This is a genomic window from Paenibacillus sp. FSL R10-2788, assembly GCF_038003885.1.
Classification (GTDB): domain Bacteria; phylum Bacillota; class Bacilli; order Paenibacillales; family Paenibacillaceae; genus Paenibacillus_AQ; species Paenibacillus_AQ odorifer.
Map to the genome: position 1 here is coordinate 6,118,286 of NZ_JBBOQA010000001.1, position 14,823 is coordinate 6,133,108.

Annotated in this window: 14 protein-coding genes; 3 read left to right on the forward strand and 11 right to left on the reverse strand. The window is 46.4% G+C overall.

Annotation, left to right across the window (positions count from 1 at the left end):
- Window positions 1-35 precede the first annotated feature (35 nt).
- Together NSQ50_RS27150 and deoC are read right to left on the reverse strand one after the other, a co-directional pair.
- Window positions 36-1,328 carry a homocysteine synthase gene (locus tag NSQ50_RS27150; RefSeq protein WP_038573355.1) on the reverse strand — a complete coding sequence of 431 codons (1,293 nt, stop codon included), beginning with the start codon at window positions 1,326-1,328 and terminating at the stop codon, window positions 36-38.
- 311 nt (window positions 1,329-1,639) lie between these two features.
- Complete coding sequence (gene deoC / locus NSQ50_RS27155; RefSeq protein WP_036680262.1) at window positions 1,640-2,317, reverse strand: deoxyribose-phosphate aldolase; 678 nt, start codon at window positions 2,315-2,317, stop codon at window positions 1,640-1,642.
- A gap of 296 nt (window positions 2,318-2,613) precedes the next feature.
- Between deoC and NSQ50_RS27160 the strand changes: the two genes are divergently transcribed.
- Together NSQ50_RS27160 and NSQ50_RS27165 are read left to right on the forward strand one after the other, a co-directional pair.
- A complete protein-coding gene (locus NSQ50_RS27160) occupies window positions 2,614-2,955 on the forward strand; it encodes a hypothetical protein (protein ID WP_076099934.1) in 342 nt (113 codons plus the stop codon).
- Window positions 2,956-2,965: 10 nt separating this feature from the next.
- Window positions 2,966-3,958, forward strand: coding sequence for a ketoacyl-ACP synthase III (locus tag NSQ50_RS27165; RefSeq protein ID WP_076146312.1), 993 nt, complete (start codon window positions 2,966-2,968; stop codon window positions 3,956-3,958).
- Between the two features lie 74 nt (window positions 3,959-4,032).
- Here NSQ50_RS27165 and NSQ50_RS27170 read toward each other — a convergent pair whose 3' ends face one another.
- From NSQ50_RS27170 to NSQ50_RS27195, 6 genes are all read right to left on the reverse strand, one after another.
- Entirely contained in the window at window positions 4,033-4,866 is an 834-nt protein-coding gene (locus tag NSQ50_RS27170) for a prohibitin family protein (RefSeq protein ID WP_036680268.1), read from the reverse strand.
- Window positions 4,867-4,971: 105 nt separating this feature from the next.
- Complete coding sequence (locus NSQ50_RS27175; RefSeq protein ID WP_076146309.1) at window positions 4,972-5,745, reverse strand: hypothetical protein; 774 nt, start codon at window positions 5,743-5,745, stop codon at window positions 4,972-4,974.
- A 193-nt stretch (window positions 5,746-5,938) separates the two neighbouring features.
- Complete coding sequence (locus NSQ50_RS27180) at window positions 5,939-6,937, reverse strand: LLM class flavin-dependent oxidoreductase (protein ID WP_076179359.1); 999 nt, start codon at window positions 6,935-6,937, stop codon at window positions 5,939-5,941.
- Between the two features lie 21 nt (window positions 6,938-6,958).
- Window positions 6,959-7,441 carry an RrF2 family transcriptional regulator gene (locus NSQ50_RS27185; RefSeq protein WP_038573363.1) on the reverse strand — a complete coding sequence of 161 codons (483 nt, stop codon included), beginning with the start codon at window positions 7,439-7,441 and terminating at the stop codon, window positions 6,959-6,961.
- 218 nt (window positions 7,442-7,659) lie between these two features.
- A complete protein-coding gene (locus tag NSQ50_RS27190; protein ID WP_076146307.1) occupies window positions 7,660-9,105 on the reverse strand; it encodes a SulP family inorganic anion transporter in 1,446 nt (481 codons plus the stop codon).
- Window positions 9,106-9,300: 195 nt separating this feature from the next.
- On the reverse strand, window positions 9,301-10,377 hold the full coding sequence (locus NSQ50_RS27195) for a bifunctional 3-deoxy-7-phosphoheptulonate synthase/chorismate mutase (RefSeq protein ID WP_036680279.1): 1,077 nt from the start codon (window positions 10,375-10,377) through the stop codon (window positions 9,301-9,303).
- A gap of 628 nt (window positions 10,378-11,005) precedes the next feature.
- On the opposite strand from NSQ50_RS27195, the gene NSQ50_RS27200 reads away from it, so the two are divergent.
- Complete coding sequence (locus NSQ50_RS27200) at window positions 11,006-11,551, forward strand: glutathione peroxidase (protein ID WP_038573366.1); 546 nt, start codon at window positions 11,006-11,008, stop codon at window positions 11,549-11,551.
- Window positions 11,552-11,617: 66 nt separating this feature from the next.
- Here the strand turns inward: NSQ50_RS27200 and NSQ50_RS27205 are convergent, their stop codons facing one another.
- The 3 genes from NSQ50_RS27205 to NSQ50_RS27215 form a co-directional block, all read right to left on the reverse strand.
- On the reverse strand, window positions 11,618-11,959 hold the full coding sequence (locus NSQ50_RS27205) for a 4Fe-4S binding protein (protein WP_036680283.1): 342 nt from the start codon (window positions 11,957-11,959) through the stop codon (window positions 11,618-11,620).
- Window positions 11,956-13,566 (reverse strand): FAD-binding protein, encoded by a 1,611-nt coding sequence (locus NSQ50_RS27210; protein WP_076224305.1) that lies wholly within the window; start codon window positions 13,564-13,566, stop codon window positions 11,956-11,958. The genes NSQ50_RS27205 and NSQ50_RS27210 overlap by 4 nt, the downstream gene beginning before the upstream one ends.
- 159 nt (window positions 13,567-13,725) lie before the next feature.
- Window positions 13,726-14,784 carry an ABC transporter substrate-binding protein gene (locus NSQ50_RS27215; RefSeq protein ID WP_076104183.1) on the reverse strand — a complete coding sequence of 353 codons (1,059 nt, stop codon included), beginning with the start codon at window positions 14,782-14,784 and terminating at the stop codon, window positions 13,726-13,728.
- Between the last annotated feature and the right edge of the window lie 39 nt (window positions 14,785-14,823).

Sequence of the window (14,823 nt, forward strand, 5' to 3'; positions counted from 1 at the left end):
CCGCAGAGCGGTAATGCTTTTCGAAATATAAACTTCTATTGTTGACTGGCTGCAATAGCTTGCTCCAGATCATAGATAATATCATCAATGGATTCCGTCCCGATCGACAAACGCAGCAATTCCGGCGTTACTCCGGCTGTGATTTGCTCTTCATCCGACAGTTGTGCATGTGTTGTGCTTGCTGGGTGGATGATCAATGACTTGGAATCCCCAACATTCGCTAAATGAGAGAACAGCTTCACATTCTCAATCAATTTACGTCCCGCAGCACTTCCACCTTTAATACCAAAAGTAAGGATCGCACCTTGGCCTTTAGGCAAATACTTTTGCGCTAATTCATGAGATGGATGCGTAGGAAGTCCCGAATAACTTACCCATTCCACATCGGAGTGTGCCTCCAAATATTGTGCTACCTTCAGCGCATTCTGGCTATGACGTTCCATCCGCAAATGAAGAGTCTCCAGACCTTGCAGCAGCATCCAAGAGTTGAACGGAGAAATCGCCGCCCCTAAATCGCGAAGCAATTGAACGCGGGCTTTAATAATATAAGCAACCGGGCCCACCGCTTCCGTATAAACCACTCCATGATAGCTTGGATCTGGCTCCGTAAGACCTGGGAATTTACCGCTTGCCTTCCAATCAAATTTACCACCGTCAACAATAATCCCACCAATGGATGTACCATGTCCACCGATGAATTTGGTTGCTGAATGGACAACAATGTCCGCGCCATGCTCAATCGGACGCAATAAATATGGACTTGGGAACGTATTGTCTACGATGAGAGGAATCCCATGTTCATGGGCAATCGCTGCAACTGCCGCAATATCCAGAACATTTCCCTGTGGGTTGCCGATTGTTTCTGCATACAAAGCTTTGGTCTTATCTGTAATCGCAGCACGGAAGTTCTCAGGATTATCCGAATCTACGAAATGAACCTTAATACCAAGCTTAGGCAGTGTTGTCGAGAAAAGATTATAAGTTCCGCCATACAGGCTTGCAGCAGATACAATTTCATCCCCAGCGCCCGCAATATTTAGAATGGAAAAGGAAATAGCCGCTGCCCCGGAAGCTGTAGCAAGCGCACCTGCCCCACCTTCAAGTGCCGCCACACGCTGTTCAAATACATCCGTAGTTGGGTTCATCAGCCGAGTATAAATATTGCCGAATTCTTTAAGCGCGAACAGATCGGCTGCATGATCAGCATCACGGAACCCGTAGGAAGTGGTCTGATAAAGCGGTACAGCACGTGAGAAAGTAGTTGGATCAATTTCCTGGCCTGCATGGACAGCCAAAGTTTCAAACGACAGCTTGCGATCTTCTGACATAGGTATTTCCTCCCCTATAATTAAGTATAGAAATGATTAACAATTTTGAATTGTACTCATTCTCTCACAAACCACATCATTTGAAAAGAAAAAAATCTCATTATTCCGGTGTGAATTATTGTACTTTGGTCAAATGCTTCTGCTAGTGTCCTCTATCTACTGGATAACGCTTTCAATATAAATTAATAAAAACCTCAACCTTATGTATAAAACACAATTCCTAATCAAACTGATCGGTTAATAGCTTGAATCAGGACAGCGGCGATTGAGCTTGTCCTCCTCACTCGCCGCTTCCGATTCAGCCCCTCGGCTTAGTAATTGCTTTGGCTTGTTTCGCCTTTAGCAATCGCTACACCACCACTAGTTCCAATACGGCTTGCACCTGCTTGTACCATTACATGTGCATCTTCTGCACTACGTACACCACCGGAAGCTTTTACACCGATATTAGGTCCAACTGTAGCACGCATAAGCGCGATATCTTCTTTCGTTGCCCCGCCTGTAGAGAATCCAGTGGATGTTTTTACGTAATCTGCTCCAGCCTCAACAGATAGCTTGCAGGCACGAACTTTTTCTTCTTCCGTTAACAGACAAGCCTCAATGATGACTTTTGTCAGTGCTTTGCCACGAGCTGCATCTACAACGGCTGCAATATCACGTTTAACCAGCTCATCGTTGCCATCTTTTAATGCTCCGATATTGATGACCATGTCCACCTCGCCAGCACCTTTAGCGATAGCATCGGTAGTCTCGAATGCTTTGCTCTCTGTTGTCGATGATCCCAGCGGGAAGCCGATAACTGTACATACTTTAACCTCAGGCGTATCTTTCAGCACTTCATGGGCAGTAGCTACCCAAGCAGGGTTTACGCAGACAGAAGCAAACTTATAAGTTTTAGCTTCCTCCGCCAATTTAATAATGTCTTCTTTCCGTGCATCTGCTTTAAGCAGTGTATGATCAATAATCCCCGATAGTGTAATTTCGCTCATTTTATTATTCCTCCATGATTTGGATAGTAGTTTTTTTCATCTCTGTAATCATACCAATAGAACTCTGCTTTGCAAAGCAAACAGGGTGAGCATGCCTACCTCAAACCTTAATTTGTGCAGATTTTATGGATTTTAAGTAGTTTATCATTCCCTAAATTATCTTTTTAAAAAAATAAAGGTTTAATCCCCTAAACTTTCCCAATTAAAAATACGATAATAGTCTTAGATAAATAGGTTTTTTTATCCTATTCATCAAAATTTTTCTTAGATAATACTTAGGAGGAGATTAATCAAAAATGGGAAACTTCAATTTCGCCACAAATGCTGCAGATCAAAAACTGAATGTACAAGTCGAAGGAACTATGTCGCCAGAAGATGCAGGACGTTTCATTAATGAGTACAACCAAATCATAAGTGCATTCGACCCGAAACAATATGAGATCATCCTAGATTGCAAGACATTGAATGTATCCTCAAAGGACACACTTCCCATGCTTGAGCAATGCTACATACTGTATAAACAATCCGGATTTAAAAAAGTAACCTTTATTATTGCCAAAAGCCCTGTCCTAAAAATGCAGCTAAGCCGAGTGGCACGGGCTACGAAATTAGAAAATTACGAAATTATTGAAGCATAGGAGGCGCCACTTGGGACATATAACGATTCGCCAAGCTGCTTATTACCACCCAGAGCATATCGTAGATAACGAATATTATCTGAAGCATTTTCAGAGTATGGGCAAGGACATCAAACGATTCCTAGAAGTCATGGGTCGCGACCGGAGATACATCGTAAAAGAACAGGGTGAAAATGCCCTGACGATGGGATTAAAGGCTGCCCAAAAAGTGCTTAGCGAAGCGAATTTGCAAGGTGAGGATATGGACATGATCATGTTCGCTTCACAGACGCCAGAGTACACCTATCCTACCAATGCACTTCTACTACACCGTATGCTTCAAGGTAAACAACGGACCATTACGCAGGATTCCAATGCTAACTGCGCAGGAATGGTATCTGCCGTGGAGCAGACAAGTCGTTATATGCAAGCCAATCCCAGCATCAGGTACGCACTCGTCGTAGGAAGCGACTACAGTTCAGTGAACTGCAATACAGATGATGAAATTACTTACCCTAACTTTGGGGACGCCGCAGCAGCAGTGATTCTGGAGCGCAGCAACGAGCATGCAGGCTTCATAGATTCCCTTTATTACACCGATTCTGAGGGCTCCGAGAATATTATGTTCCCGGCCTGCGGCCTGTCGAATATTTATCAAGAGGGTATGACCCCAGAGCAGATTCGGATACGGTGGACCCCTTTTGACGGTACAGTGTGTGTAGACGCAGCTATAGCGGATATGAAAGAGCTTCTCTCACGCAACGGCCTGACTACGGACGATATCTCTGCATTCTGTCTTTCACAATTCTCACTGAAAAATATCGAGCTCATCCAAATCGGACTCGGACTAACCGCAGAGAAGTTCATTTATGTAGGCGACGAGTTCGGCTATACAGCCACAAGCAGTCCTTTTATCGCCTTTCAACGCGGAGTCGAGGACGGACGAATCAAACGTGGCGATTATGTCTTCTTTTGGTCAGTTGGCGCTGGCTGGCAAATTCCTACGATGCTTTATCAATATTAATAGTATAAAAAGCCCTACTTCTATAGAAGTAGGGCTTTCCTATCAGAGGAAATAAATCAGAACCCAATAATGAATTATTTAGTCAGGGATTGAACATCCACAAAAGGTGTGGCTCCCCCTGTTACAGATGGCAGCACGCCGTTCCATTTTTCCAGCGCTTTCTCCTGAACCTCAATTTGCTTCAGCTGCACCAGCTCAGGTGTAACCTCTTGCTTCTTAAGTCTTAAAGATTCAGCCTCTGCTTGCGCCTGGGCGATTTTTTGCTTCGCTTCAATTTCAATCCGCCGGAGATCATTTTCGGCCTTCAATGCCTGCTGCTGGGCGACCTGCTTTGCTTCAATCGACTGGTTAAATGCCTCCGAGAATTTAAAGTTAACGATGTTAATATCGTTGACGATCAGGTCATATTTTGCCAGCCTAGCGGTTAAGTGCTCACTAATCTCACTCGACACTACATCACGACGCGTAATCAAATCCTCTGCTGGATATTTGGCTGTCACTTCTTTAACGATTTCTTGAATGGCCGGATTGATAATTACACTATCAAAATTACCTCCGATATTGTTCATCAGATTAAAGGCGGAAGCCTTATTTACGGAATAGTTCACCGCCACATGTGTGGACACGGGCTGAAGATCCTTTGAAGAGGCTGAAGTATCGGTCTCCGCCTTCGTTACCTGTGTATTGACCTGAATCACCGTTTGGATAAACGGAATTTTAAAATGAATGCCGGGTGACAATGTATTGTCATTTAATTTACCAAAGGTTTTGTACAAACCTACATGCCCATATTCCACTGATACGAAAGAATTCGCGCCAATCAACAATACAATGAGCACCGCTGCAATCCCGCTGACTATTTTTCCCGGGCGCAGCTGTTTCAATTTCGGATTCATTTGCATATTCATCCAATACCCCTCCTAGATTATGGATAATCATTCAAGCTTAACCGTCTATACGGAGGTTTGGGGTAAATGGTCGCAGGAAATATTTCAACAGCAGTGGTCATGGCGTTACCGCTCTGAGATCAGTCCTTCTACGGTCAACCGAAATCTTCTGCTCTGCTTGTCCCCGATATTAGAAGCTTCATATATTCCTTCATCCGTTAGCACCACGGAGTCTGCCTTTAAAGCATCATTAACGTATGTTACCTCAGCGTGATCAATATTCCAGCGATAAATATAGGCACTCATCGGACTTCCATGTGCGGCTACCCCTTCAAAAGATCCATCCTGATCAACATCCAGTTCTTTGGAATGTCCGGTATCTATTTGCAGCAAACCCGAGGGGTTACCGCTCTCGTCGATTAAATAATAGTTACTGAGCGAGTTATTTGCTCCTAGTCCTCCGGTGATTTTCAGCACCTTTTCGCTAAACAACCGCACTACTTCTACCTTGATATCCTCCGGTTGACGATAATTATAAGTTCCTATCGCCCCTAGACTGTATTGTCCTTTGGAAGTAGAAGTTCTGGCATACACATAGTCTTCGTCACTAGCCATCGTATACACACTCACTTTGACTCCTCCGAAATCATCCAGCTTCTTCTCTGCAATCAAAGTAGCGCCTGTGGGGGGAGCACTTAGTTGAGAGACTATGGGCATTGTATCCACCAGCCTCCACTCCAGCTTAATGAGGTTAGCAGCGGTGTCTGTTGGCTTCGGTCTTGCGGTGTGGTAGTAGTCACCCGATTGAAGGGGGGATGGGTCAACCTGATGTTGGCAACCTGCAAGCAGATTCATTAGAAGCAAGGCTGTCAGCGTAATGGATTTATGTAAAGGAAACATCTCTTGATCACTTCCTATCCTCTTTTTAAAATTAAATCTTTCATTAATCATAGATGAAGTTAGGCATTCAAATGTTACTTTTAGGAGGCGGTAGGGTTAATTTATTGTCTTTTGAGGGGATGCGCCGATCCAAAAGCTAAATTAGCATACAAAAAACCCGCATCAAATGCGGGTTAAGGTTAGCTATCCAGAATCAAGAGCCTAGCAGTTCACGCGCCAATAGTCGGTAAACCTCTAGCCGTTTCTCCTGCGAATGTGGGATGCTGCATATCATTGCTTCTTGGAATCCATATTGTGCTTGTTCTTCTTGCAAACGTACGGCGATGTCTTTAACCGCACCAACCAAATGAATCTTGCGCCCTTCCTTGATTGACATCCGGTCAATTTCCGATAACGAAATGTTCTGAGCTTCTTCTGGTGTCAGCACCTGAGTAATCCGGCCCTTACTCATCATCAACCGAAAAATATCCTGCGGTAACGCTTCATACTCAGCTTCTTCCTTCGTTTCTGCTGTGGTCACCATATAGGATACACTGATCTCTGGTTTGTCCATAAAGATAGAAGGCTGGTAGTTATTCCGGTAATGGTCCAAGATCTCATTACTCATCGCACCATTAAAAAATTGTGCGAAGGAGTATCCGACTCCCATTTGTGCAGCTTTTCGCGCACTATTGCCGCTCGAGCCTAACAACCATACTTCAGGGAGCGCCACCTTCGTTGGAGCAGCGAGATTTTTGGCATATAGCTCATCTTCCGGAATCTGATCACTAAGCAGTTGCATGGTAATGCCAAGCTTGTCATACATATTATGCAGCATTAACTCACGGCCTTCAGATAAAGCGTACATGGCGCTTGTATCGCCACCAGGAGCTCGTCCCACACCGAAATCAATTCTCCCCGGGGAAAAAGCACTTAACGTTTTAAATACTTCCGCCAGCTTAAGAGGAGAATAATGCATCATCATTACACCGCCGGTGCCGATTCGAATACGGTTGGTCTTGGCAGCTAAACGGGCAGCCGTTACTTCCGGAGCTGAGCTAGCAAATGTATTTCCGCCATGGTGCTCTGCCATCCACATTCTGCTATATCCCAGCTCATCTGCTAAAATAGCCAGTTCTTCTGCTTTATTCAGGGCACCTTCCGCTGTGTTACCGCTTGTCACGGGTGCCTGATCCAATACGCCTAATCTCATGCGAATACATCCCTTCTTTGGTTAGATGACCATTTTATTGCTGACCCATTCCTCTAAGACTGCAATCTTATCTTTAAAGCGTTCAGCACGCATCTCCTCCGACAACGAAGCAATAGTCTCTCGCTTTAATACAGCTTTCCAAGAGGATTCAGCTTCTTCCATCAGATTCGATAACAGGCAGCAGCTGTCTTCTTTTTCTAAATCCAACATGTCTACCAGAATACCATTCGATGAATACAGCGACTGCTGGCCTTCCACCGCGAGGTAAACGTCATATACACGAATATCTTCAGGACTTTTCTTTAATTTAAAACCGCCTTTAATGCCAGGAACAGACGTGATGATGTCTGCGGTTACCAGCTTTCTTAAAAGTTTCTGAAAATAGGTCGCCGATGCTCCGAGCTGCTGGCTAATCGCTTCCCCAGACAACACCGCCTTATCCGGCAGCATGTTGAGTAGAACCAGTGCATATACCGATTGTTCTACCCCTGTTTTCATATGCATGTACAGCACCTCGATTTACGTAAATAGCTTGATTCAAACTGTAGATAATACCGTCCGCGTATAAAGCGGATAAACATTATCCACTTTATACTTTATATTATTTTAAACCCAAAGTAAAACCTTGCTGGCCTTTTCTTTCAGTTAATATCTACTATAAAAAAAAGATCACGCATACAGCGCAATCTTTTTTGAGGGTATCTGTTATTTTTTTGTATATCCTACTGTAATGATAATCCCACCCGCTGAACCAGCTGTGAGCTCTGGTCATTAAGTCCGGTAATGGTGACTTTTTTGCCATGCTCGGCGTATTTGCTCATCGTCTTCGCTATGGCATGGACAGCGGATTGGTCCCACACATGGGAGTGTGAAAAATCGATAATAATATGATCCGGATCGCTATCGTAGGCGAATTCATGAATGAAGTGGCTTGTCGTGCCGAAGAACAGCTGGCCGGAAACCGCATATGTTTTGGAAGAGGTCGCTTCCTGAACAGTTAGGCGGATCGAAGCTATTTTCCAAGCAAACGTTAAAGCACTTAGCAGAACCCCAAACAAAACCCCAATAGAAAGGTTGTCCGTAACCACCACAGTGACCACCGTCACAATCATAACCAGCGCATCGCTTAGCGGAACACGGGTTAAAGTTTTGAGTGAGCCCCATTCAAAGGTGCTGATACAGACCATTATCATTACGCCGACGAGCGCGCCCATCGGGATCTGCTTCACCACATCGCCAAGTACGATAATTAGGAATAATAAAAAGATTCCTGACACAAACGTGGACAGACGCGTGCGTCCTCCTGACTTCATGTTAACCATCGATTGGCCAATCATCGCACAGCCTGCCATCCCTCCGAAAAAACCAGTGACTACATTCGCAAGCCCCTGTCCCTTCGCCTCTCTGTTCTTATCACTACCTGTGCCCGTAATATCGTCTATTAAGGTGGCAGTCATCAGGGATTCCAATAGCCCAACTACGGCCAGTGAAAGTGAATATGGCAAAATAATAAGCAGAGTATCCAGCGTGAACGGGATTTGCGGGAGATGGAATAGTGGCAAAGTTGCTGTAATATTCCCCATATCGCCTACGGTTCTTACGTCCAGATGAAGAGCGATGCTAAGAACAGAAACGATAACGATCGCTACAAGTGCTGAAGGTACGGCTTTGGTAAACCGAGGAACCATGTAGATAATAAGCAAGGTCAGAGCTACCAGTCCGTACATCACCCAGCCTTGTCCTTTAAAATGGGTAAGCTGTGCCATAAAAATCAGTATCGCCAGCGCGTTGACAAACCCTGTCATGACCGGCTGTGGCAAAAACGTGATAAACCGCCCCAGCTTTAGCATCCCCATCAATATCTGAAACACACCAGCCAGTACAGTTGCCGCGAACAGATACTCTATTCCGTGTTCTAGTACGAGACTTCCGACTAACAGAGCCATAGCTCCCGTAGCCGCCGAGATCATTCCGGGTCTGCCTCCGGCAAGTGCCGTTACAATCGCAATACAAAAAGAGGCATATAAACCAACCATCGGACTTACTCCCGCCAGGATCGAAAAAGCGATCGCTTCAGGAATCAGCGCAACGGCTACGGTCATCCCCGATAAAATATCGGTTCGAGTGTTAGAAAACCACCCATTATTTAAGGTAAGCTGCTTCAAAATCTATTTTCCTCCTGTGACTATTAAAATGTGTGGATCTTTTGTCAGAAAAGACCCGGGGCCGGTGCAACGCTAATGTTGCTTATTGTACTCGACCCACCTTAACCTTCACAAAAAGATTAGTTAGACTTGTAAGCGCTTATACACCTCATTTTCTAGCGAATCCTTAAAATATCATGCAAATTCTATATTTCTAGATTACCGGTACAATCCGGAAGCTTTCACTTCATTAAAGAAGGTGTTGAATTCATCAATGTTCAGCTGCTGAGCGGCATCAGACAATGCGGTTGCAGGATCAGGATGCACTTCCACCATAATGCCGTCAGCTCCAGCTGCGAGTGCGGCTTTCGCACATGGAATAAGGATGTCTTTGCGGCCTGTCGAGTGAGTTACATCAACCAATACTGGCAAATGGCATTCCTGTTTGAGAATTGGCACTGCTGAGATATCAAGCGTGTTGCGGGTCGCTTTTTCATAGGTGCGAATTCCACGTTCAATCAGCATGATCTGTGTGTTTCCACGAGACATGATGTATTCCGCTGCATGGATGAATTCATCGAGTGTGGCAGCCAATCCACGTTTCAGCAGCACCGGCTTGTCGACTTCTCCGACCGCTTTTAGCAGCTCGAAATTATGCATATTACGTGCACCGATCTGGATGATATCCACATAATCAAGCGACTCTTCAATATGTCTTGGATCTACAATTTCGCTGATGGTCAGCAGTCCATATTCATTTGCTGCTTCTCGTAATATTCTTAAACCGTCCATTCCCAGCCCTTGGAAATCATAAGGTGAAGTCCGAGGCTTGAAGGCACCGCCACGCATTACACGTACTCCGGCTTTTTGCAGGGCGGCAGCTACGGTGCGAGTCTGCAGTTCACTTTCCACGGAGCAAGGACCGGCTACCATCAGTGAAGAAGCACCGCCAACCGTTACATCTCCCGGCAGAACAATCACTGTATCCTCTTTGTGGCTCTTGCGGGCTACCAGTAAAGTTTTTTTATGATCATCTGTTTGTAAGTCCAGAGAAGCTGAGAAAATTTGTTTGAAGAGGCTACGGATCGTCCCGTTAGTGAAAGGGCCTTTGTTGCTCGCTACGAGCTTATCCAGCATCTGTTTTTCCCGTTCCGGATCAAATTTAGGGACACCTTGTTTTTCTTTAACTACTCCAATCTCCTGAACAATCTTAGCCCGCTCGGAGATCAGCTCCAGCAATTGCCCATTAATTTCATCCAGACGACCTCTAAGAACATCCAATTCCACGTTACTCATTACCCTTCCACTCCCTCTTTTTGTTATAATTTGGAACGCAAAAAGGCCCCCCGTCGCAAGGGACGAGGAGCCGTGGTACCACCCTTATTTAGAATTAACCCGAATACTAGCACAAAGGAATAGAATCTCATGTTCCCCTGACTAAGAATTAATTCTGTCTTTCACCCGGTAACGCGGGGCGCGTGCCTCCCTACTCATACCTGCCACAACCTGTGACAAACTACTTCAGGGGCCGACTCGGAAGTGAACTTCGGCATTAATCGTCTCATGAGGGTGCTCTCAGTCTCCGGCACGCCTTCCCTGTTAAGATCCGCTATAATGCTTACTCTCTTCGTCATAGTCCTTATCTATGTCAGCGCGGCTTTTGCGCTGGTTTCTGCTATCTTAATCAAAAAACGTTCCCGATGCAAGATAATAATGGAACGCAGAGTAGCTTTAACGCAATAAATTTTTTTGACTGATCCATACCCATTATCTATCCTATTCCAACCTGGCAATTACGGTTCCAATTCCTTCAAGCTGTATTGTTTGACAGCGATAATTGAATTGTTTACAATTTAATTATTATAAATATTTCCTGTTCTTTTTCAAAAAGCATAGATAACTTAACTGAAGGGATGTAGCAGCCATGAGCATTTATCAATATTCAGCACGCAGTATTCGGGGAAAAGATATCGAGCTAGAGCAATACAAAGGTAAAGTACTACTGATAGTGAACACAGCAAGTAAGTGCGGATTTACCCACCAATATTCAGATCTGCAAAAGCTTTATGAGCGGTACGAGGAACGTGGCCTCCAAATTCTCGGCTTTCCTTCCAATCAATTCGGAGAGCAAGAACCCGGCAGCAATGAAGAGGTTAATGTATTTTGCCAAATTAATTACGGGGTAACCTTCCCACTCTTTGAAAAGGTTGACGTAAAAGGCGAAGCTAAACACCCTCTTTTCACCTACCTAACAGAACAGGCTGGATTTGAAGGGTTCGATATCAACCATTCTTCAGGAAAGCTGCTGCAAAGCATGCTTGAAGACAAAGATCCAGAGGCTCTGAACAATGACGAAATCAAGTGGAACTTCACTAAATTCCTGATTGATCGCGAAGGCAATGTTGTCACTAGATTCGAATCTACGGTGGACCCGCTGGATATTGAACCAGCTATCGAAGCCCTGCTGTAAGTTTCTAATATATGAAAAATCCGCCTAGCTTTCGGGCGGATTTTTTGGGTTTAAGCCTCTGCTTATTCATGTACGGTACTGCTCGGTAAACACTTCAAAATAAGGAGTCGTATCCCTCTCCGCCATCGAGCCATTCGCACCTGGTCCCCAGCCGATTTCAGCACGCCAGCTTCCCAACGCGCCTGACTGGATTAACGCCTCCTCATTTACACCGATCAGCTGATCCGCCTGTGGTGCCACGTATAAAGCATCTACAGGACAATAAGCTTCACACATGAAACAGGTCTGGCAATCTTCCTGACGGGCAATGACCGGAATCTTCCCCTGCATTTCGAATACGTTCGTCGGACATACTTTCGTACACAGCTTACAACCAACACAACGCTCCAAGCTGATTAATTCGATCATATCGCTTGCCCCTCCTTCAGCGCATTCAGTTCATGAGCATGGGGCACAGCCTCTGTACTGATGCTTATATGTTGAATACCGGATAAGATTAGCCGGTGAGTCTGGCGCGGATCAAGCTCCGGATATTCCGCTAGCTTTTGCAGTCCGCGGGTCTCTTTCCGGGCGAGTGCCGCGGTGTACATCCACCTGCCGACCGCGAGCATAGCCGCGGCTTCACGCGATTGCACGATGCCCTGAACGCTGGCAGGAGCCTGCCCGTTCAAATAGGGCATCAAGGCATTCAGCCGCTTCAAGGCTGAAGAAATGCCTAGCTCGCTGCGGAAATAATTGATCTGCAGCGGCAAGATTTCACGCTGGATTGCCGCGATTAGCGGCTTCACCTCCAGCGTTTCCGAGGCATCGGCGCCAGCCTCCAGCCCGTAGCGTCCCGCCGCGGTCAGCTTGCGGCTGTTCGCCTGTCCTCGGCAGGACAGCGCATGCTGCGCGGCTCCCTGTCCAGCCCAGCTTCCGCTGCACATGGCCCAGGAAGCGTTATAAGCCCCGCCGCCGGAGATGGCGCCGGTCACTTTCTCGCGAGATGCGGCATCTCCGGCCGCATAGAGTCCGGGCACGGTCGTCTGGCAATCCGTGCCGCTCAAGCGCAGACCCCCAGTGCCGCGCATCGTGCCCTCATAGCGCAGGGTGAGCGGGAATTTCTGCTTAAACGCATCAATTCCCGCCCGCTCCAGCGGCATAAAGAAAATCGGATGCGCTTTGCGCAGAAAATCCTGTTTCTCCGCGGTGTCTGCCAGATCCAGCGAAGCGTAAACCGGACCCTTCAGCATCAGCTCAGGAATGCTGCCAAAGGTCCGGTCCCCTCTATGCAACGGATGACCGTCCGCATCATAAAGGGTGGCCCAAGCCAGCATGCGGCCACGTGTTACGGTTCCGTCCGCAAAGCTTGGCGCATATTGGCGGCTGAATTCCATGCCCGAAAGATCAGCTCCCACCTCTGCGGACATCAACAATCCTTCCCCTGTCAGCACGTTGCAACCAAGGCCTTTGCTGAGAAAAGCACAGCCTCCGGTAGCCATCACAACGGCATTAGCCTTCACTTCCCATGACTCTCCTGTCAGGCGGTTGATCCCACGCGCTCCACCGACACCGTGTTCATCGTGAAGAAGTTCCAGCGCTGGTGACTGATCAAGAATTGTGACCCCTGCTTTGCGCACAACTTTTCGCATAATCCGCATATATTCTGGTCCATGGAGATGGGTACGCAGTGAGTTTCCTTCTTCATCCTTCGGAAACGGATACCCCCACTGCTCCACTTGAGCCAGGTTCTGCTCTACCTGATCCAGCACCCGGTGAATCCAAGCATTCTCCGATAAATATCCGCCGGCCTTAAGTCTGGCCTGCACTGCATGCTCCCGCAGCTCGGCAATGGGAGGGATCACGAGCAACGTTGTTCCACCCGGTGCAGTTGCGCCGCTTGTGCCCAAGTAGCCCTTATCCGCCAGGACTACCTTTGCACCTTGCGAGGCTGCACTCCATGCCGACCACGCCCCAGCAGGACCTCCGCCAAGCACGAGGACATCCACTGTCATTTCCTTCTTAAGCTGCGACATCTTTTTTCCTCCTACACCATTAGCTGAGTTAGTTGAACTTAAAAATCACTAAAGGGAGGAGTGGCGGAGAGGCGGCCGAAAATCCAAACATTCACCGCAGTCACTCAATTACCTTTATAGAAGAATCTTAAGTTCAATTAAAGCAGCCTTTAAGCAACTTTATTTCAACTGCCAATCGCTAATATTGAAGTCTTTTTTCGCTAACTTCTCTTCGACGAGGAAGTTTTTGGTACCTTCCAGCAGCTTTATTCCTTCATCAGTGAACGCAGTATCCTTGATATCACTAATCGGATTCACTTGCTTCGCCAGCTCAGGCGTTGTATCTCCGATTTCAGCCAGAAATTGATAATACTCATCCTCATGCTGCTTCAAGTCTGCCAAGGCCTTCTCTCTAGCTTCGTTCCATGCCTTCGGAAAATCAGGGAATTTCGCCAGATAATCCTCAGACACAACTGTTGCGCTAGAACCAAGCAGATTCGGGTGCTTCGAGGCATCATCTAAGTGAGTGTAGCCTTGGTCAATCAGCTTCAGCGCAGGAACGCCTAGATTTGTTGTAGCATCTACATCTCCACGGGCTAAAGCTGCGGTAGCATCAGGAATGAGCATATGCACGAGTTTGTAGTCGGTTACTCCTTCTTCCTGTAGTAATCCAACAACATAGCGGTGCATGAAGGAGCCCTTTTGAATTGCGATAGTCTTACCTTGCAAATCTTTCACCGTCTTGGGCCCATCCTTCTTGCCGATCAAATAACCGATCGTGTTCGCGGAAGATTGTGAAATCAGACGGGTCTTGGCTCCAGAAGCGTAGGCAATAATAGCAGGTGTATCTCCAAGGCTGCCGATATCCAGCCGACCACTAATCAAGGATTCTGTCTGATCCGGACCGTTTGGAAAGCCAGTAAGCTTCACTTCAGTAATGCCGTATTTCTTCAACTCTTCTTGAATAATCCCTTTATAAAAGCCCCAACCCTCTGCGCCGCCAGGCACATTCAATTTGTTGGAACCGATAAACCCAAAGTTCAATACCGCTGGAACATTGCTCGTGGCCTCTTCTCCCGCCTTCTCCGTATTTGATCCCCCGGAGGCAGATGCTCCATTGCCGCCCGTATTATTTCCGCAAGCCTGAAGCACCAGCATGGCCATCATAATTGTAGTTAAAAGTGCAAAACGAATCTTCCTTGAACGTTTCCCTTGAATCTCTCTGTACGCTTGTTTCATTGTTTCTCCCCCTAGGTTTATGCTATTTATTTAAATCTT

Excerpts from the sequence above, each read along its gene's own strand:
- NSQ50_RS27150 (WP_038573355.1), bottom strand. The coding sequence starts at position 1,328 with ATGTCAGAAGATCGCAAGCTGTCGTTTGAAACTTTGGCTGTCCATGCA.
- deoC (WP_036680262.1), bottom strand. The coding sequence starts at position 2,317 with ATGAGCGAAATTACACTATCGGGGATTATTGATCATACACTGCTTAAA.
- NSQ50_RS27160 (WP_076099934.1), top strand. The coding sequence starts at position 2,614 with ATGGGAAACTTCAATTTCGCCACAAATGCTGCAGATCAAAAACTGAAT.
- NSQ50_RS27170 (WP_036680268.1), bottom strand. The coding sequence starts at position 4,866 with ATGAATATGCAAATGAATCCGAAATTGAAACAGCTGCGCCCGGGAAAA.
- NSQ50_RS27175 (WP_076146309.1), bottom strand. The coding sequence starts at position 5,745 with ATGTTTCCTTTACATAAATCCATTACGCTGACAGCCTTGCTTCTAATG.
- NSQ50_RS27180 (WP_076179359.1), bottom strand. The coding sequence starts at position 6,937 with ATGAGATTAGGCGTATTGGATCAGGCACCCGTGACAAGCGGTAACACA.
- NSQ50_RS27185 (WP_038573363.1), bottom strand. The coding sequence starts at position 7,441 with ATGCATATGAAAACAGGGGTAGAACAATCGGTATATGCACTGGTTCTA.
- NSQ50_RS27195 (WP_036680279.1), bottom strand. The coding sequence starts at position 10,377 with ATGAGTAACGTGGAATTGGATGTTCTTAGAGGTCGTCTGGATGAAATT.
- NSQ50_RS27200 (WP_038573366.1), top strand. The coding sequence starts at position 11,006 with ATGAGCATTTATCAATATTCAGCACGCAGTATTCGGGGAAAAGATATC.
- NSQ50_RS27205 (WP_036680283.1), bottom strand. The coding sequence starts at position 11,959 with ATGATCGAATTAATCAGCTTGGAGCGTTGTGTTGGTTGTAAGCTGTGT.
- NSQ50_RS27210 (WP_076224305.1), bottom strand. The coding sequence starts at position 13,566 with ATGTCGCAGCTTAAGAAGGAAATGACAGTGGATGTCCTCGTGCTTGGC.
- NSQ50_RS27215 (WP_076104183.1), bottom strand. The coding sequence starts at position 14,784 with ATGAAACAAGCGTACAGAGAGATTCAAGGGAAACGTTCAAGGAAGATT.